This window comes from Marinobacterium maritimum (genome assembly GCF_039523155.1).
GTDB classification, from domain to species: domain Bacteria; phylum Pseudomonadota; class Gammaproteobacteria; order Pseudomonadales; family Balneatricaceae; genus Marinobacterium; species Marinobacterium maritimum.
In genome coordinates this window covers 24,318-43,668 of sequence record NZ_BAAAET010000004.1, presented here as the reverse complement: position 1 = coordinate 43,668, position 19,351 = coordinate 24,318, and the positions used below count along the sequence as shown (strand labels likewise).

Here is a 19,351-nt window from a genome sequence, read left to right as displayed (position 1 = left end):
GACACCTACCGGGCTGCTTTTAGCTCAATGTTTGGTTTCTGTCCCTGGGGAAGACAACACCATGCAGAGAGGCAAAAACAGGAATCCAAAAGATTCCAGGGTCTACCTTATTGGCAGCGGAATCGCCTCTCTGGCCAGTGCAGCCTATCTTATAAAAGATGCAGGCGTGCCCGGTGGCAATATTCGTATTCTGGAGCAGAATCACGTTCTGGGAGGCGCACTCGATGGTGCCGGTGATCCGGATAATGGCTTTCTCATTCGTGGTGGCAGAATGCATGAAGAGCATTTTGTCTGCTATTGGGATCTTCTCTCCAACATTCCTTCCTATGATGACCCCAGTGTCTCCGTTAAAGATGAGTCTTTTGAATTCAACACCCGATATGTTGCCCATGCGCAGGCACGGTTGCTGAAAAAGGGCAAAAGACTGGATGTTTCATCGTTCGGTTTGTCCTTCAAAGACAAGGCGGATTTGCTTGAACTGACATTTTCGTCTGAAGCATCACTGGACAGCCTGCGGATAGAAGACTGGTTCACAGACGCGTTTTTCACCACTCATTTCTGGTATCTCTGGTCGACCATGTTTGCTTTTCAGAAGTGGAGCAGCGTGGCGGTGATGAGGCGTTACATGAAGCGCTTTATCCACCTGCTGGAAGGGATGCCCAGACTGGGTGGTGTGATGCGTACAAAATATAATCAATACCACTCGGTCGTTATCCCGCTTGTCCGCTACCTGGAAGGTTTGGGTGTCCATTTCGATACCCGGACACAGGTCCAGAACATCGATTTTGATCTGTCTGGGGATCAGAAAACAGCGAAGGCCGTTCACATAATCAACAGTTGTGGAGACCATAAAAGGATCGGGCTGAGTAATAAGGATTATGTGTTCATCACCAATGGTTCAATCACGGAAAGTTCAGCCAATGGGTCCTGGACAGAAGTGCCAGTACTGAAAGACAAGGCATCCTCGGGCGCATGGATGCTGTGGGAAAAAATCGCCGTTAAAGACAAGGCGTTCGGTAATCCCGGTGTATTCAGTGACAATATTAACCTGCAGAAGTGGTACTCGTTCACGGCTACACTCAAGGACGATACCTTCCATGATTATATGGAAGAGTTTTCCGGTAACCTGAGTGGTACCGGCGGGCTGGTCACCATGACAGATTCAAGCTGGCTCATGTCGATTGTAATTGCCCGTCAGCCGCATTTTCCCAACCAGCCCAAAGATGTGAAGGTGTTCTGGGGGTATGGCTTGTACCCCGATAACGAAGGCGATTACATCAGGAAGAAAATGTCAGAGTGTAATGGCAAAGAGATACTTGAGGAGCTGTGGTATCACCTCAGGATTCAGAACCTGATGAAACCCGTCGTCGACGCCGGGAAAGTCAATTGTATCCCGGTCTCCATGCCGTTTATCGACAGCCTGTTCATGCCATGCGCAAAGGGTGATCGCCCTGAGGTATTGCCGCAGGGCGCGACCAACTTTGCGTTTCTGGGCCAGTTTGCCGAGGTGCCAAAGGACTGTGTCTTTACCGTTGAGTACTCCGTGCGCTGTGCTCAAACGGCAGTGTATGGTCTCTTTGAGACAGGGAAAGAGGTCTTGCCGGTCTATGACTCCATTCACCAGCCTGACGTGTTGATCAAGGCAGTTAAGGCGATTAACCGCTAGCAGGGTCTTGAAGGTTTCGGCACCCCGCTTCAGGCGTTATGCTGTTCTGCACAGAGAATCATTCTGTCCAATACCCGCTTATCACCTCAGGACCGACCCGCCATGTCGCTAATGTTTGAAGAAATTGATAGCCAAGCCACGCCTTTGGGGCAGATCTCCCTGCGTCGACGCTCCATGCCGGCATTTGGTGATCGGGATATCTATGAAGTGAAGCTGGGCGACGAGTTCCTGATGTCGAGCATGTTTGTCGAAGCGGAAGAGGCGCTGTCGACGCTGGGCCTGGCCGCTGTTCAGGGCGACAGGCTCAGTGTTGTGGTCGGTGGCCTGGGGCTGGGCTACACCGCCGTGGCTGCCTTGAACGATGAACGCATCGATGAGCTGCTGGTGGTCGATGCGCTGGAGACCGTGATCGGCTGGCATCGGGATGAACGCGTCCCTCTGGGGAAGGTGCTCAACGCCGATCCCCGCAACCGTTATGTTCTGGGCAGCTTCTTTGATCTGGCCACCGACCCGGCCAGGGGCTTTGACCCGGAGCAACCGGGCAGGCAGTTCGATGCCATTCTGCTCGATATCGACCATTCTCCCAGCGAGTATCTGAACCCGGCCAATGCCAGCTTCTATACCACCGACAACCTGGCACTGATGGCCCAGCAGCTGAAACCGGAGGGCGTCTTTGCCATGTGGTCGCAGAATCTGCCGGACCCGGATTTTGAAGCGCTGCTGAGAACCGTCTTTGCGCGTGTGGAGTCGCATGTGATCTCGTTCTACAACCCCTTCCAGGGCGGTGAATCGACCAACTCGGTGTATGTCTGTGTGAAGTGAACCGGGCGGCGGGCTAACCTTTAAAAACTGTCTCCAGGACCGAGATGATGAACCAGGACCAACTGCTGATCGTGCTTATTCTGCTGGCCACCATGGGGATGTTCATCTGGGGGCGCTGGCGGCACGATATGGTGGCGGGGGGCGCGTTGCTGGCCTGTGTGCTCACCGGCCTGATCGATGCCAGGGATGCCTTTCTCGGTTTTGCCCACCCGGCGGTGGTGACCGTGGCCTGTGTACTGGTGCTCAGCCGCGGCCTGCAGATTTCCGGCGCGGTGGATGTGCTCACGCGTCATCTGCTGCCGAAACAGGCGGGACCGATGCTCAGCATTGCGGCCCTGACCGGGCTGGGCGCTTTTCTGTCCGGCTTCATGAATAACGTGGGCGCGATGGCGTTGCTGATGCCGGTGGCGATGCAGCTGTCGGGACGCTTGAGCCTGACGCCGGGGCAGGTGCTGATGCCGCTGGCCTTCGGCACCATTCTGGGCGGCATGACCACGCTGATCGGCACGCCGCCCAACCTGATCGTCTCCGGCTTTCGCCACGAGAGCATCGGCAGCAGCTTTGAGATGTTCGACTTCGCCTATGTGGGTGTGTCGGTTGCCCTGTTGTGCGTGCTGTTTATCGCGTTGCCGGGCTGGCGGCTGGTGCCGGCGCGCAAGCAGCCGGGGGCCGAAGGGTTCGATACCGGGGCCTACTTCACCGAGGTCCGTGTACTCAAGGGCAGCAAGGTGGCGGGCATGCATCTGCGCGAGGCCGATGCGGCGCTGGGCGAGACCGATGCCCAAATCATTGGCATGATCCGCAACAATGTCCGCATCAACGCGCCTCTGTCCGGCCGCTATATCCGAGCCGGCGACATTCTGATCATTGAAGCGGATGTGGAATCGCTGACCGGTGTGATCGGCGCGCTGGGGCTGGAGCTGGAGGAAGCCGAGTCCGCCAGAGAGGAAAATGCAACAGAGGCTGAGCAGCAGGGCAAAACTCAGGACGAGATTCCCGCGAGCCCGGACGCGCCGGAGACCGATAAGGAGACCGAAGCCGAGGACGAGGTTGCCGAGCCGAGCAGTAACGGCGAGGGTGTGATGCTGATGGAGCTGGTGGTACGCACCGAATCCTCCCTGCAGGGACGCTCTGCCCGTGATATGCAGTTGCGTACCCGCTACGGCCTGAACCTGCTGGCGCTGTCCCGTGAGGGATCGCGATCCCGAGCACGCCTGCGCACCATGCAGATCAAGGCCGGTGATCTGTTGTTGATGCAGGGCTCGGAGGAGGCGCTGGCCGAATTCGCCGCCGATCATGGCTGTATTCCCCTGGCCGAGCGGGAGCTGCATCTGCCTGAGCGAGGCAAGGCGCTGGCCGCGTCGCTGATCATGCTGGCCACGGTGGCGGCCGCTGCCTTTGCGCTGCTGCCGACCGCCATCGCCTTTGCCGCTGGTGTGCTGGCCTCGATGGCGCTGCGTACGGTTCCGTTGCGTTCGGTGTACGAGGCGATCGACTGGCCGGTGATCATTTTGCTGGGCGCACTGATGCCGGTGGCGTCGGTGATGGAAAGTACGGGCACTGCGACGCTGGTGGCGGAGCTGATGATGCAGCATCTGGCGCAGGGCCGCACACTGGTGGCACTGGGTCTGATCCTGATACTGACCATGCTGGTCTCCAGCGTGGTCAACAATGCCGCTACCGCCGCAGCCATGTGCCCGATCGCCCTGGGGACCGCCGCGACGCTGGGGGTTTCGGCCGATGCCTTCCTGATGGCGGTGGCCATCGGCGCGTCCTGTGCCTTCCTGACACCGGTCGGGCATCAGAACAACACTCTGATACTGGGGCCCGGCGGCTTCAAATTTGGTGACTACTGGCGCCTGGGGCTGCCGATTTCAATTCTGGTGGTGGTGATCAGCATCCCGCTGCTGTCGCTGGTATGGCCGATGTGATCGGGGCCGGCAGTCGCTGCCAGAACCACGGCTGTCGGCATTTACAAATCTTTTACAAACTCGCTACATCCATCTGACCAACCGCAGGGCTGCCGAGCCTAGAGTGCAGTTCAGAAACTGATTGTTTAGTATCAACTGCACTAGGAGTCGGGTCATGAACATGCTCAATCCCCTCAAGCGATGGATCACATCATTTTGGCTGGCCCTCTTCTGTCTGCCGCTGCTGGCGCAGGCACAGGAGGTGAAGCTCGATCTCAGTCTGGCGACGCCGGTGATGGCCGCCAATGCCGCGCAGAAAGCCTTTATCAAGATATCCCTCGATGGTTTCGAACTGGAAGGTCGTGCCGAGCGCACGCCGGCCAATGTGGCGATCGTGCTGGACCGCTCCGGCTCCATGGGTGGCGACAAGATCCGCCATGCCCGTGAGGCGGCGATCATGGCGATCGGCCGTCTCGATGCGCGCGATATCGTCTCGGTGGTGGCCTACGACTCCCAGGTGGAAGTGGCGGTGCCGGCGACCAAATTGCAGGACCGGGAGCAGGTGTACCGTGCGATCAGCCGGATTCATGCCGGCGGCAATACGGCGCTCTTCGCCGGCGTCAGCAAGGGGGCGCAGGAGCTGCGCAAGTTTCTGGATCGCAACCGGGTCAACCGCGTCATCCTGCTTTCTGATGGTCTTGCCAACGTGGGGCCGCAGTCACCGTCCGAGCTGGGCCGGCTGGGACAGTCGCTGGCCAAGGAGGGGATCAGTGTCACTACTATCGGTCTGGGGCTGGGCTACAACGAAGACCTGATGACCCAGTTGGCGGGGATGAGTGACGGTAACCACGCCTTTGTCGAAAACGCTTCAGATCTGGCGCGCATCTTCCAGTACGAGTTCGGTGATGTGATGTCGGTGGTGGCCCAGGACCTGATTATCGAGATCCGCTGCCTCAATGGCGTGCGGCCGCTGCGTCTGCTGGGCCGGGAAGGTGAGGTGATCGGTGATCGTGTGCGTACCCGCCTGAACCAGCTCTACAGCGAGCAGGAAAAGTATCTGGTGCTGGAGGTCGAAGTGCCGGCGCAGGAAGCCGGTCGCGAGCTGGAGCTGGCCAGCGTACAGGTGGACTACGCCAATCTGGCGACACGCAAGGCTGACCGTATGGATGGCCGCATTCTGGCCAGCTTCAGCGCGTCCGAAGACGAAGTGCAGCAGGCGGTGGATAAGCCGGCGCTGGAGTCGGCGGTGGAGCAGGTCGCCAACGAGTACAGTCGCGAGGCGGTCGAGCGCCGCGACCAGGGTGATGTTGAGGGCGCGCGTCAGTTGCTGGAGAAGAGCGCCGAGTATCTGGGGGCGCAGGCCGAAGCCCTGGCTTCACCAGCACTGGAAGCGCAGAAAGAGGAAGCGCTGCAGGATGCGGATAAGCTATCCTCCGAGGAGGACTGGAACCGGCAGCGCAAGGAGTTGCGTGAGAAGCAGTATAAGCGCGCCACGCAACAGAGTTACTAACAGGGAGCCCGGTGGGATGAATTATCCACACCGGGCATTGATCTATCCGAGAGTGTCATGAGAGCGCCATGAAATACCGCGCCGCGCTGTTGCTGATTCTGCTGGTGTTGCTGCCCCTGCTGTTGCTGGGCTGGCTGGGCTATCGGCTGCAGCAGAACGAGCAGCAACTGGTGGGTCTGCAACTGCAGAAGCTGATCGAGCAGCAGCTCGAGTCGGTGGACCAGCAGTTGCAGACCCACTTCCAGCAACTGGAAACTCTGTTGCAACGCCAGGCGGGTGGTCTCTACCGTCTGGCGGACCCGGACTATTCGGCCGAGCGCCTGCGCAGCTTCGTCAAAAACTCCGCCCAGGTGCAGCAGCTGTTTGTACTGAGCCACGATGACCAGCGCCAGTTTCCGCCGCGCAACCAGCCGCTGAGTCTGGATGAGCAGCGTCTGGTCGAGCGCCTGCAGCCGCTGTGGCAATCGCCGGACCTGCTGCGTCCCGCGGCGACGGATCCGGCTGCCCCGAGTCCGCTGCCCCGTGCAGAGGCTGTATTGCTTGCCCCTTCTGCCATGTCCAAATCCGCTGACTACTTTGTCAGTGGCCAACTGGCGCAACGTGCCCCGGCGGAACTTTCGGCGCCGCTGAATGATTATGCCGCCGAAGCAGACGCCGACAGCCGGGCGGAACCGGTTGCGCCCGCCGCACGTCAGGCCGAAGCCAAGGCCGCGGCCGTGACGTCGACCGAGAGCGGCTGGATCGCCTGGTATGTGGATGCACGGCTGATGCATATCTACTGGTGGCGCGATCCGGCGGGCCGAACGCTCGGCTTTGTACTCAACGATGCCCGGCTGCTGTCGGACCTGATCAACCGCCTGCCGGATGCCGGGCAGGGCGGTGAAGCCTTGGGCGAGGCGCAGATCCGCCTGCTCGACAGCCAGGGCGGCACACTGTACAGCTGGGGGAAGTATCAAGACAACGGCCCGGCGCTGCGCAGTCTGGGACTGAGTCATCCACTGGGCAGCTGGAGCCTGGAATACCATGCCCCGGCACTGCAGCAGGCCGCGGCGCCGATCTGGCTGACACTGGTGGCTCCGCTGATGCTGCTTGGTGTCGGGTTAGCGGCGCTGGGCTATCTGCTCTATCGAGAACATCGTCGCGAAATACGGCTGGCGACGCAGCGGGTCAACTTCGTCAATCAGGTGTCCCATGAGCTGAAAACCCCGCTGACCAACGTGCGTCTTTACGCCGAGATGTTGCAGCAGCGCCTCGATGACGATACGGATCCTGCCGTCGGTCGCTACCTTGGCGTGATCACTGACGAGAGCCAGCGCCTGTCACGTTTGATCGACAATGTATTAAGCTTCTCACGTCTGCAGCGCCAACAGCTGAAATTAACACCGGAGAATGTTAACCCGGATGAGCAGATCGCTCGGATACTGGAAACCTTTGAACCATTGCTGCGCCAACGTGGTGTTGAACCCCACTTTGATGCCGGTATCGGCCAAAGCCTGAACTATGACCCGGCTACGCTGGAGCAGATCCTCAACAACCTGCTCAGCAACTGTGAGAAATACGCGCCGAACAGCGGTGAGCTGCAGGTGCGTTCATGGCTGGAGGGCAGCCTGCTGTGCGTTGAGGTGCAGGACAGCGGCCCGGGCATCGAGGCAGGGGACAGGAATAAAATATTCGAGCCCTTCTACCGCAGCAGCAGCCGTCTTACAGACGGCATCACCGGCACGGGTATCGGCCTGGGGCTGGCACGGGATCTGGCTCGTGCCCATGGTGGCGACCTAACCCTGGAAGCCAGTGAGCACGGCGCCTGCTTCCGCCTTCGACTGGAGACACTGACATGAAAATTTTGATCGCCGAGGACGATCTCAATATTCGCATGGGGTTGAAGGACCTGCTCGAGATGGAAGGCTACGACTGCATCGAGGCGGCCGATGGCGAGCAGGCCTGGGCACTCTACAACGAGCAGATCGCCGGCCGGCCGGGGCCTGCGCTGGTGTTGCTCGACATCATGATGCCGAAGCTCGATGGTTATGCCGTCTGTCGCCGTATCCGCCAGCAGGACCAGCAGCTGCCGGTGATCTTCATCACCGCCAGGTCGGAAGAGATCGATCAGGTGCTGGGACTGGAGCTGGGCGCCGATGACTACATCAAGAAACCCTTCGGCAGCCGTGAGGTGATCGCCCGCATTCGTGCCGTCGCCCGCCGCTGTCTGGCGCATGCCGCATCCGAGCCGGAGCAGGGCAGTTTCCAGATGGCGGACCTGCAGGTATACCCGGATGAACTGCGCGCCGAGCGCAACGGCCACAAGATCGACCTGAGCCTGCGCGATCTGCGTATCCTGCAACTGTTGCACCGCAACCGGGGCAAGGTACTAAGCCGGGATACCCTGTTCGACGAATGCTGGGGCCGCCAGTACCTGCCCAGCAGCCGCACGCTGGACCAGCACATCTCCAAGTTGCGCAAGGCGGTGGAGCGGGATGCCCAGGCACCCGAGATCATCATCACGGTACACGGCATCGGCTATCGGTTTGATGGCTAGTGCAAATGCCCGCCGTCAGGCGGAAGCTGGTCAGAGCTTTTCTACCGCAACTGAAAGTGATCCACCAGCGCATGGCGCACTTCCAGATAACTCACCCTGCCTGATGGCATCACCACATCCCTGAAGTGATACTCCTGCCCCTCATGGTGCAGTTGCACATCGCAGGATTGAACCGCCTTTCCTTTTACACCCACGCCATTGATCGGTCGCTCCCACCGGCAGTCCGACAGGGAAAAGTACTCAGGACTGATCCGGGTGGTGGTAAAACCCGACTGGCTTTCAAAGCCAATCAAACTAACCAGCACTAAAACCGCGGGCGTACTCCAGCGGGCATGGCGCATGAACCACCCTTGATAGCGCAGGAACAGCCAGGGCATCAGACACAGATGGGCCACCAATATGACGAAGCTGCCGTTGTCTCCGACCAGCAGCATCAGCCGGGTATCGCTCAAGGCTGTTATCAACATGGGGCCGAGCAGCAGCAACTCGAGCAGAGCGGCGAACGGGAGCCGGGTGGCAGGATTGCGCGCAAAGAGGGCCAGCAAGATAGCGCCCACACCCATATAAGCGAGTACGAACCCCAGTGGCATGGCAATGGGAGCCGTTAGGGTCAGGAAGGCGGTGGCTATGGAAAACTCGAGGCCGGGTACGTTGATAAGCACCAGCCCGGTCAGATACAGCAGCCCGGTCAGGCTCAGGCAGGCCCTGGGGTAACGGCAGAGGATACGGAAGCAGCCCCTTAGCAAAGCATTGAAAGTTTCCGTCAGATAACAGATGGGAGCGACCAGGCTCAGGTCCATCTGCACGATTTTGTCCCGGGTTTCCGAATTCATAGACATCCTTGTGGGTAACAGAGCGGGCCAGACAGGGCTTCATATGAGCAAGGGAGCCTGTGGCGGTGGGTAGAGTAACGATGGGGAAGCTGTCTGTGAATAGACCGTCTTGGCCGTTACATCTGACTTCGATACTGACTGAGCGGCTTCCACAGAGTGGCTGCTGACCAGCGCCTATACTGATAGCCGGACAACCCTGGAGAGGTTCATCATGTCGCAGAGAGTGATCGATTTCTGGTTCAATGAACTGGAGCCCCGACAGTGGTGGATAAAGGATGATCTGCTGGACCAGCAGATCAGTGAGCGATTTCTGTCGCTGCATGAACAGGCCCGCCGCTGTGAACTGTTCGGCTGGCGTCAGTCTGCAGCAGGCACATTGGCAGAGATCCTGCTGCTGGATCAGTTCTCCCGACATATCTACCGCGACAGGGCCATGGCTTTTGCGCAGGATCCTCAGGCGCTGGTTCTGGCCCAGTACGCCATCGAGCGGGAAGTGGATAAGTCATTATCTACAGCCCAGCGCAGCTTTCTCTATCTGCCGTTTATGCACAGCGAGTCGCCGGTAATTCAGCAGGAATCGGTCAGGCTCTATACCGAACTGGGTGACCAGAGTAGTCTGGATTTTGCCCACAGGCACAAGGACATTATCGATCGGTTTGGGCGTTATCCACACCGGAATGAAATACTGGGAAGGGTTTCTACCCCGGAGGAGCTCTCATTCCTCCGTCAGCCGGGTTCAGGCTTCTGATCATCCACGGCAGTACTTTTACTGTTCAGCAAAGCCTTGCCATGCTGTGAGCGTAGACCTTCGACTCCAACCAATGAGGTACTCAAGATGAAAACCGGACTGGCTGTACTCATGGGGCTGACACTGGCGTTTAGCGGGCTGGCTCAAGCCGCGCACCATGAAGAAGGCAAGAGCAAACGACCGGATATGCCCGTGCAAAGCTACGAAGAACAGCGTGAAGAGATGAAGCAGCAGCGGGAAGATATGCGCGAAGAGCGCAAGGAACAGGATCAGATGTACCACGAGGAGCGCAAGGAGGAGGGCGAGATGTACCGTGAAGATCGCAAGCGCGACGATGAAATGCACCGTGAGAAGCGCTCGAAGGGGTATTAATCAAGGCGTACTGGCAGGGACGCCGTCAGCAATGTACATAATCCGTTTCCATGCGGAGCGGCTGTGAATATCCGCAGATGGGGTTAATATCGGTTTTTTAGTGCTTCAGGAAGTGAATCCTGACCTTGTAGATAGCTATTAATGCTTATGTCAGGGAGACAGTGGGGTGAGCATCAAACCCGTCATTCAGGAAGAAATCTCCGGTTGTGGCATCGCTGCGTCAGCGGCGCTGGCCGGAGTCAGTTATGCACAGGCCAAAGCTGTGGCCAACGGGCTGGGCATCTACGCAGAAGACAAAGTACTCTGGTCAGAGACTGCTTATGTACGCCGGTTGTTGAACGAGTTTGGTATTACCTGCGCTGCTACCGAGCTGCCTTTCAGCAGCTGGGAAAAACTGCCGGAGCGGGCGCTGCTGGCGATCAAATGGCGCCTGATCGACGGACGGCCGTTTTGGCATTGGGTGGTCTTTGTCCGCAATGGCGAGGATAGCTTTGTGCTGGACTCGAAAAAGAGTCTCAAGTGTCATCGGCGGCGTGATTTTGGCCGCATCAAACCGAAATGGTATATCCCCATATCCGGCAACTGTAGATGATGGACTGTTATCGACCCGGCTAATTCATCTGTATTCACCGCCCCCGGAGCCCCCATGCTGAAAACCCTGTCCATCGAGAACTACCGTTCCATCCTCAAGCTGACCATCCCGCTGGGACAGGTGACGCTGATCACCGGTCCCAACGGCAGTGGCAAGTCCAACCTGTATAAGGCACTGCGTTTGCTGGCGCAGGCCGGGCGTGGCGGTGTGATCAACGCCCTGGCGTCGGATGGCGGCCTGGATTCGGTATTCTGGGCCGGGCCGGAAACGCTCAGTGCACGCATGCGCCGGGGAGAGGTGCCGGTGCAGGGCGGACCGCGTCAGAAGGTGAAGCGGCTGCGACTCGGTTTTGCCGGCGAGGACTATGGCTATGCGATCTCGCTGGGATTGCCGGAGCCGGTGCCACGCTCGGTATTCAATCTGGATCCGGAGATCAAGCGGGAATGTATCTGGCACAGCGAATACTACCGCCCGGCCAGCCTGCTGGTGGATCGAAATGGCCCGATGGTGAGGGTTCGAGACGGACGCCAGTGGCAGGTGGTAGCGCAGCATCTGCCCGGGTTTGATTCCCTGTTCGATCAGGTGGCGGATGTGCAGGCAACGCCGGAGGTGTTTCTGCTGCGCGAAAAGATCCGCCGCTGGCGCTTCTACGATCATTTTCGGACCGACAGTGATGCACCGGCACGTCGGCCGCAGCTGGGTACACGCACACCTGTACTGCATCATGATGGTCGTGATCTGGCAGCCGCCATTCAGACCATCCGCGAGATCGGTGATGAGGCGGCGCTGGACGAGGCGATCGGTTATGCCTTTCCCGGGGCCCGGCTGGAGGTGCAGCGCCATGATGATGGTCGTTTTTTCCTCGAGTTCATGCAGGAGGGCCTGCTGCGTCCCCTGTCGGTAGCCGAACTGTCGGACGGTACGCTGAGGTATATCCTCTGGGTGGCAGCCCTGCTGACACCGAGGCCGCCCGAGTTGATGGTGCTGAACGAGCCGGAAACCAGCCTGCACCCGGACCTCTTGCTTGCACTGGGACGGCTGATCCTGAAAGCCTCGGAAAGCTGCCAGGTCTGGGTGGTGTCTCATGCGCCACGCCTGATCGCCACGCTGGAGGCCGACGACAACTGTTGTTCGGTCTGTCTCGACAAGGAGTTGGGCGAAACCTGCGCTGCCAAACTGGGGCAGTTCGACCTGCCGGCCTGGCACTGGCCTGATTAGCTCTTCGGGCCAGGTGACGACAATATTTGATGGGACTTATATGATGGGGTTTATTTGATGGAGCGGTCGAGTCTTTGATCGGTGCAGGGAGAAACGAATATGTCAGGTTGCGGCTGTGAAATGGAAGCGCGTAATGCGCAGGAGCGTAAGACACTACTGATCGTGTTGGCGATCAACGCGCTGATGTTTCTGTTCGAATTCGGTCTGGGCTGGGTGGCCCAGTCCACCGGCCTGATCGCCGACTCGCTGGACATGCTGGCCGATGCCTCGGTCTACGCGATCAGTCTCTATGCGATAGGTCGCAGCGACTTGCTCAAGCGCCGCTCGGCCCGGCTCAGTGGCCTGATGCAGATTGCGCTGGCCGGGCTGGTGCTGGTGGATGTGGCGCGGCGTTTCATCTACGGCAGCGAGCCGGTCAGTACGCTGATGATGTCGGTGGGGCTGGTGGCTTTGGTGGCCAATGTGATCTGTCTCAGTCTGATCATGAAACATCGTGACGGTGGTGTGCACATGCGCGCTTCGCTGATCTTCTCGGCTAACGATGTGATTGCCAACGCGGGCGTGATTCTGTCCGGTGCGCTGGTCTGGTGGTTGGGCAGCCGTCTGCCGGATCTTGTTATCGGCCTGTTGATTGCGTTGCTGGTGCTGCGCGGCGGCGTGCGTATTCTGCAGGAGGCGGCCGAAGACGGGGACTGCTGTGAGGATGGCAAGTGAATAACCTCCACGACGATATCCCGGCTGAACTGCCACAGGAGGTTTTCTCTGATCTGCTGAGTGCAGGCTCGGTGCGCATCGAGCGCATACTGTCACGGGGCCAAACCTCACCGGAGTCCGGCTGGTACGATCAGGATGAGCATGAGTGGGTGCTGATACTGCAGGGAGGCGGCGAACTGACCTTCGATAATGGCGACTGCATCCGCCTTGGTCCCGGCGACTATCTGAATATTCCCGCCCATCGTCGACACCGGGTCAGCTGGACCGACCCGGACCAGACCACGATCTGGCTGGCGGTCTTTTACCGCTGAAAACGGCGATGGCTGACTCAACAGGGTTTATGCTGGCTGGAATACGGTTAATGATCGTATTTTTGAATCATAAAGGACGATTTATCACCGTTCTTTGCTGATCCTTTGATGATTAAAGTGAGTGCATGTCAACCCGCTAAGGTCGCTCCACGCAGCGACACAGGAGTTTCCCATGCAGACCGCACTTACTCAGAATGCCCTCGATCAGCTTTTTTTCAAGGCGCACAGCTACAACCAGTTTGCCGACCTGCCGGTCGATGAGACTACCATCGAGCAGCTGTACGATCTGCTCAAATGGGGGCCGACTTCCATGAATACCCAGCCGGCCCGCTATCTGTTTCTGCGCACCCCCGAAGCCCGTGAACAGCTGTTGCCGGCACTGCTCGACAGTAACGTGGAAAAAACTCGCCAGGCTCCGCTGACTGTGATCATCGCTTCGGACACCGAGTTCTACGAACACCTGCCGACCCAGTTCAAGGCCTATGACGCCGCGCCCATGTTCCGTGACAATGCTGAACTGGCCGAGTCGACCGCTTTCCGTAACAGCTCGCTGCAGGGCGCTTACCTGATGATCGCGGCGCGTGCGCTGGGGCTGGGTGCCGGTGCCATGAGTGGTTTCGATGCCGAGCAGGTCGACAAGACCTTCTTCCCGGATGGCCGTTGGAAAACCAACTTCATTGTCAATCTGGGCTACGGGGCTGAGGGCGGACATCACCCGCGCGGTGATCGCCTGACCTTCGATCAGGCCGCTCGCGTGCTTTGATCGCCAGCAGCCGATGTGCTCAATCAGCTCTCTTGCCTCGCCAGCCGGCGGGGCTTTTTTCGTAAGCCTTTGTTCTGTCTTGGGTTGGCAACAGCTTTGTTCGGCCAATACCGTCTTTTAGTCGCTTCCTTTGCTGGCGCTCTTCTCAAGCCTTGCTGAGGCCGCTAGGCTTGTCCCGCGCTGGTCGTTTAGTCGCGGCCAAGGCGTTGGTCTGCTCACCCAGACCAGGTCAGGGATGGAGTCCGAGTGACCTGTCCCGTTCATGGAGTTTTATCCTCAGGGACAAAAATGAAGAGATACCTTGCCCCCATTGCGGCCGCCCTGCTGTTGTCGGCCTGCTCCTCTGATGTCGAATTCAGCCCCCAAACCGGTGAAGACAAGGCCTTCTGGATCTGGTCGCACACCGAAGCCAAGATCATGGGCCGTTATCAGGAACAGCAAAGTCGCAGCCTGATGCGTTATCGAGTGGAAGAGACCTCGCCCAACCTGCGCCTGACATTGACGCCCGAATACATGGAGATGAAGGGCGCAGGCAGCCGTTTCAACAGCCTTGAGTCCAGCCAGCGAGACCCCGAGCTGCGTCGCATGATGCAGGCCGGCTTCGAGTTGACGTTGAATGCCGAGACCGGGCAGCTGCAGACGTTCAGGGGACGTGATCCGGAAACCTGGCAGATGATGCTTGAGCGTGGCGGCCAGCAGATGGTCGAGCAGCTCAGCCGTGGGTTGACGTCGCCGGGCGTGATGCAATCGCTGCCGACGCAGATGGGCGCCCAGGTTGCACTGCCGGATTTCCAGGGCCAGCCGGCGACACTGACCGTCGCAAAGGTTACCGATACCCACCTGGTGGCCACTCTTGAGAGCGAATCGCCCAAGGGCAAGGTGTATGGCGAGCTGACCCTGAGTCGTGACCGGGGCTGGCTGGAGCAGCTGCTGCTGGTGGTGGATTCGCCGCTGCACGTTTACGGCCAGGAGGGTCGGGCGCGTACCCGCGTGCTGGTATTGCCGGAACAGCAGGTACCGTCCGATATGAGTTTTATGCTCAATGGAGATTTCGAGGAATACTGGGATGATATCTGGCATCCCCCCGAAGGGCTGGCGAGTCAGCCCCCGGTGACCGCGGCACAACTGTTCGCTCATGATCGCGGTTTCCTCGATGAAGGCTCGGACAGTGTCGCGCTGAAGGTCATTCACGAAGTGCCGGAGTGGGCGGCGCCGGGCCGGATGAGCCTGCGTAACGTCCGTGCGCTCGATGCACAGGGACAGACAGTGCCGCTGCAGCTGGCCGATATGGGCAGCATGGGGCCGTCATACCGTGAAGGGCAGGCGGAGAGCTACCACCAGCTGCTGCCACTGGGCTGGGACCAGGAAACGGCGCTGGAAAGGGTTGATGCGTTCAAGGCGGAGCTGGTCTATCGACCGGAACTGCTCAAGGTGCATGCGGTGAACTGGACACCGGGTGTGGAGCAAACGCTGGAGCTGGACGGCCTGAAGGTGAGCATCACGCCGGTAGCAGGAATGCCGCTGCAATATGACCTGCGCTGGCAGCGTAACGGTGAGGCGATGTTGATGCGCTTCATGGATGGGCTTGAGGGCCGGATGCAGCTGCAGCAGCCGAAACTCGGCCCTGACTGGCTCACGCCCGGCGAGCGCAACCTGCTCAATGGCTACAGCAATCTGGGCAATGAGGAACACTGGCGTCTGCAGCTGGACGCGCAACCAGGACAGGTCAACCTTTATGTCCTGCAGCCCTCGCCCGCCGCCGAGCTGACCGGGAAAGTGACCTTTGTCATGCCGAAGGTTTACAGGGCTGATCCGACATTGCCGCCGCTGCGACAGCACACCCTGTACGGCGATCGTTACTGGGGTGAGACCGAGGAGACCGAGATAGCCTTCGATCCGGCTCAGCTCGCCCATCTTGATGAGACCGGGCAGGGTGCGCTGGTCAACCTGCCGAGCGACTGGGATGCCTCTTGCGTATTGAGCGTGACCGCGGCTGAGCCATTGAATGGCCATGTGCTGGAGTGGCAACCCGTCGTCGATGCCTATGAACAGGATCGTGCCAGCCCCCGTCTTCGCAAGCAGAGTCAGTATCGTTTGAGCACCGATGACGGCGAACAGCAGTATTTCTACGGCCGTGATGTGAGCAGCCGGTTGAGCTGTAGTGGCGAGCCGCAATGGCAGAACCTGGAGTTGAGTGCTGGCGCACATCGCTGGCTGATACCTGTGCAGCAGTTGCCGGAGGTGGATCTGCAGATGCCGGTTCGGGCGTTCATGCAGCAGTATCGCTTCTTCAATGACCAGGGAGAAGCGCTGGGACTGCTGGATGATCAGGGGTACCCATTGGGTCTGGACCAGCGTCCGTTGCAGGACGTGCTGGTTGGCGAGGGCCAGCTGCGCCTGGGCGGGCATGTCAGCCGTGTTGCCCGCCTGCAACAGGGTGCCGAGCCGATCGTCATCGACTGGACCCACAGTTTCCCGCCGCTGCCTTAAGGATGAGTTGATATGCGTTATCTGATGTTATTGCTGGTGTTGGCCAGCGCCTGTGTCCATGCCGAAATCGTCTGGCTGGATGATGACTGGCAGCCGGTCGACACGGCGGAACAGGCGTCGTTCTACATGAAATCCATGCCGGAAGAAGTGGACGGACTTTGGCCGATAAAGGTCTTTTTCAAGGGCAGTGAAGTGGCCCGCTTCGAAGGCACTCTCAAGGGAGGGCCGCTGCCGGGCAAGCATCCGTTGGTTGGACCTTACGTCTACCGTCACGCCAACGGCCAGCTGAGGTCCACCGGCCGACGCAATGAACAGGGGCAGTTCGAAGGACCGACTCGGTCATACGATGAACAGGGTGTACTCCAGACCGAGAACAACTATGTCGCCAGTGAACCTGCTGGGTTACAGAAACGCTTCCACCCCAACGGCCAGCTGGAACGCATTCACTGGCTGAAAGGCGGTGAGCAGGACGGCGTGGATGCCCACTTCTACGAGGATGGCAGCCTGCAGGCGACCCATTCGCTGAGTCGTGGCAAGGCGCATGGCATTCAGCGTGAGTATCACCCCAACGGCCAGTTGCGTGAGCGCAGTCATTACGTCAAAGGGAGCCGCCAGGGCGAGATCCTGCGCTATCACTCGAATGGTCAGCTGGCCTACCAGGCAACCGATACGGCGCAGGGACTGGATGGGTTGGCGGTCAGCTATTACGAGAATGGGCAGAAGCAGCGCGAGGACCAGATGCGCAAGGGCAAGCGCCACGGTCTCTACCGTTACTGGTATGAGTCCGGTCAGCTGCTGGAGGAATCCCATTACCGCAACGGCAAGCAGCACGGTGAGAGCCGCCGCTATGACGAGAAGGGTCGTCTGACCCGTATTCAGCATTACCGGGACAACCGTCCTGTGGGAGAGCATCGGGACTACTTTGCCAACAGTGAGCAGGTCGAAAGCATCAGCCAGTTTGACGACCAGCATCGCCTGGTGCTGACCCAGGAATTTGATCGCGACGGCAGCAAGGTCGAGGAGGCTCGAGTCCGTTATGTCAACGGTAATGAACTCAGAGAGCGTGAAATCTTCACGGCAGGTGGCGCGATGCGTCGCTGGAGCAGCGACAAGGCGCGCAACTGGTCGCTGGTCGAGGCGTTTGATGAGCAGGGCGAACTGATCGGGCGTCAGGAGAGCGTCGACCACCGCTGGCAGGGTTTGCAGATCAACCGCGGCAACCTGGACTGGACCGGCCCTGAGTACGAGACGCGCAGCCATTACCGCAAGGGCAAGCAGCATGGTGCCTATGAGAGCCGGCTGTTGACCGGTGAGCTGATCGAGCAGGGCGAGTATGCCGATGACCACAAGGTCGGTCGCTGGGAGTATCGTGACGAGCGGATTCACCGCATCAACCACTACAACGCCCAGGGACAGGAGCATGGCGAACAGCGCGAGAGTACCCCGGACGGAGAGCTGCGCATGCTGGCGCACTACCGCAACGGCAAGCTGCATGGCGCCTACGAGGAGTACAACAGCGCCGGGCGCCTGCAGGCGAAAGGCGAATATCGTGATGACCGGCGTCATGGCTCCTGGCAGTTCCAGGATCCCCATGAGGTGCGCTTCATGTTGTGGCAGGGCGAGTACCGCCAGGGCGATCAGGTCGGTGACTGGCTGGCTCGCTCCGAGGCCGGCTACGTGACCGGACGTCAGCAGTATGATGACCAGGGGCGTGCCCAGGGCAGTTTCTATACCTTCAGCGATGATGGCCTGTTGACCGAGGTCGAGCGTTATCGCGATGGCCAGCGGCACGGGGAAAGCATTAGCTATGTCGGCGGCAAGCCGCTGCTGCGTGCAAGCTATGAAAATGGTGAGCGGCTGCCGGATGAGTCGGCCGACGAGGGCTCAGCCAGTGACTGCACGGGATCCCGCATGGAGTGCCTGCTGTTCGGTGGCTGAGACGGCTTCGAGGACCGCTGCGCGAACATCAGAACACCTGTTTTTTGCTGCAGCGCAGCCCTCGGGGCTTCAGTCCGGCGGCGCTTTGTGGGACAGTGTTGCCTCTAGGCAGCAGTGATGGAAACGCAGGGTTCGATGAGTAAACTGAATATTCTGGTGGTGGATGATGCCCGCTTTATCCGTGAGCGCGTCACCGCGATGGTGCGTGAAGCCTTTCCCGACTTCAACGTACTGGCGGTGGAAAACGGGCTGCAGGCAAGGCAAGCGATGCAGCAGAAGCCTTTCGATCTGATCCTCTGCGACTGGGAGATGCCTGAAATGAGCGGGCTCGAAGTGTTGCAGTGGACCCGGTCTCAGGACAGCTATCGAACCACTCCCTTCCTGATGGTGACCAGTCGTGGCGAGCGGGAATACGTGCTCAAAGCGATCCAGGCTGGCGTCAATGACTATCTGGGCAAGCCGTTCACGCGTGAGCAGCTGGTGCAGAAGATGGTCAAGGTGCTGAGCAAGCGTCAGCAGCTCAGTCCCGAGCAGCAGGCCCGTGCTTCTGCCATGCTGGCTGCCGATCAGCAGAAAAAGGCGTCGGCCGAGCCGGCACGCACCCAGGCCAAGCCCAAGGGACTGGCCCAGTTGCGCAACAGCCAGCAGACCTTCCGCTGTGCCATCAAGGACCTGAATCTGCGCGAGATCAAGGTGGTGATCAAGAACGAAGGCCTGTTCCCCCAAGTGCTGGAGCAGGTGGTGGTCGATATCGAGCAGCTGTCCGGGGATAGCGTGGCACGTATCAACGGCTTCGTTACCTCGGTGCAGGCCACCGAGCAGAAACTGGATGCGGCCTATGTCGACGTGCGCGTCAGCTTCATGGATGACGACCCGGACAAGCTGGCCCACCTGTCCAAATACATCGCCAGCGTACGCTGAAGCTGGT

17 protein-coding genes are annotated in these 19,351 nt (G+C 59.4%); 16 read left to right on the top strand and 1 reads right to left on the bottom strand.

Going from position 1 to position 19,351, the window contains the following annotated elements; translation table 11 throughout:
• Positions 1–61 precede the first annotated feature (61 nt).
• From ABD013_RS14805 to ABD013_RS14780, 6 genes are all read left to right on the top strand, one after another.
• On the top strand, positions 62–1,666 hold the full coding sequence (locus tag ABD013_RS14805) for an oleate hydratase (RefSeq protein ID WP_343807566.1): 1,605 nt from the start codon (positions 62–64) through the stop codon (positions 1,664–1,666).
• 102 nt (positions 1,667–1,768) lie between these two features.
• Positions 1,769–2,488 (top strand): polyamine aminopropyltransferase, encoded by a 720-nt coding sequence (locus tag ABD013_RS14800; protein ID WP_343807563.1) that lies wholly within the window; start codon positions 1,769–1,771, stop codon positions 2,486–2,488.
• Between the two features lie 47 nt (positions 2,489–2,535).
• A complete protein-coding gene (locus ABD013_RS14795) occupies positions 2,536–4,419 on the top strand; it encodes an SLC13 family permease (RefSeq protein ID WP_343807560.1) in 1,884 nt (627 codons plus the stop codon).
• 154 nt (positions 4,420–4,573) lie between these two features.
• Positions 4,574–5,908: a VWA domain-containing protein gene (locus ABD013_RS14790; protein WP_343807557.1), complete on the top strand. Its 1,335-nt coding sequence runs from the start codon at positions 4,574–4,576 to the stop codon at positions 5,906–5,908.
• Between the two features lie 68 nt (positions 5,909–5,976).
• Entirely contained in the window at positions 5,977–7,746 is a 1,770-nt protein-coding gene (locus ABD013_RS14785) for a sensor histidine kinase (RefSeq protein WP_343807554.1), read from the top strand.
• Entirely contained in the window at positions 7,743–8,444 is a 702-nt protein-coding gene (locus ABD013_RS14780; protein WP_343807551.1) for a response regulator transcription factor, read from the top strand. Before ABD013_RS14785 ends, ABD013_RS14780 begins: the two co-directional genes overlap by 4 nt.
• A gap of 41 nt (positions 8,445–8,485) precedes the next feature.
• Here the strand turns inward: ABD013_RS14780 and ABD013_RS14775 are convergent, their stop codons facing one another.
• Positions 8,486–9,277 (bottom strand): hypothetical protein, encoded by a 792-nt coding sequence (locus ABD013_RS14775; RefSeq protein ID WP_343807548.1) that lies wholly within the window; start codon positions 9,275–9,277, stop codon positions 8,486–8,488.
• Between the two features lie 211 nt (positions 9,278–9,488).
• On the opposite strand from ABD013_RS14775, the gene ABD013_RS14770 reads away from it, so the two are divergent.
• The 10 genes from ABD013_RS14770 (at position 9,489) to ABD013_RS14725 (ending at position 19,344) form a co-directional block, all read left to right on the top strand.
• A complete protein-coding gene (locus ABD013_RS14770) occupies positions 9,489–10,025 on the top strand; it encodes a DUF924 family protein (protein WP_343807545.1) in 537 nt (178 codons plus the stop codon).
• Between the two features lie 87 nt (positions 10,026–10,112).
• Positions 10,113–10,397 (top strand): hypothetical protein, encoded by a 285-nt coding sequence (locus ABD013_RS14765; RefSeq protein WP_343807542.1) that lies wholly within the window; start codon positions 10,113–10,115, stop codon positions 10,395–10,397.
• A 172-nt stretch (positions 10,398–10,569) separates the two neighbouring features.
• The gene (locus ABD013_RS14760; RefSeq protein ID WP_343808038.1) at positions 10,570–10,989 is read left to right on the top strand and encodes a hypothetical protein; all 420 of its coding nucleotides are present in this window, start codon (positions 10,570–10,572) and stop codon (positions 10,987–10,989) included.
• A gap of 54 nt (positions 10,990–11,043) precedes the next feature.
• On the top strand, positions 11,044–12,207 hold the full coding sequence (locus tag ABD013_RS14755; protein ID WP_343807539.1) for an AAA family ATPase: 1,164 nt from the start codon (positions 11,044–11,046) through the stop codon (positions 12,205–12,207).
• 99 nt (positions 12,208–12,306) lie between these two features.
• Positions 12,307–12,921, top strand: a complete 615-nt coding sequence (locus tag ABD013_RS14750) for a cation efflux transmembrane domain-containing protein (protein WP_343807536.1) — start codon at positions 12,307–12,309, stop codon at positions 12,919–12,921.
• Complete coding sequence (locus tag ABD013_RS14745; RefSeq protein ID WP_343807533.1) at positions 12,918–13,232, top strand: cupin domain-containing protein; 315 nt, start codon at positions 12,918–12,920, stop codon at positions 13,230–13,232. The genes ABD013_RS14750 and ABD013_RS14745 overlap by 4 nt, the downstream gene beginning before the upstream one ends.
• 172 nt (positions 13,233–13,404) lie before the next feature.
• Positions 13,405–13,995 (top strand): malonic semialdehyde reductase, encoded by a 591-nt coding sequence (locus tag ABD013_RS14740; RefSeq protein ID WP_343807530.1) that lies wholly within the window; start codon positions 13,405–13,407, stop codon positions 13,993–13,995.
• A gap of 288 nt (positions 13,996–14,283) precedes the next feature.
• A complete protein-coding gene (locus ABD013_RS14735) occupies positions 14,284–16,485 on the top strand; it encodes a hypothetical protein (protein WP_343807527.1) in 2,202 nt (733 codons plus the stop codon).
• Positions 16,486–16,497: 12 nt separating this feature from the next.
• A complete protein-coding gene (locus ABD013_RS14730; protein ID WP_343807524.1) occupies positions 16,498–18,423 on the top strand; it encodes a toxin-antitoxin system YwqK family antitoxin in 1,926 nt (641 codons plus the stop codon).
• A 135-nt stretch (positions 18,424–18,558) separates the two neighbouring features.
• Positions 18,559–19,344: a response regulator gene (locus ABD013_RS14725; protein ID WP_343807522.1), complete on the top strand. Its 786-nt coding sequence runs from the start codon at positions 18,559–18,561 to the stop codon at positions 19,342–19,344.
• Positions 19,345–19,351 lie beyond the last annotated feature (7 nt).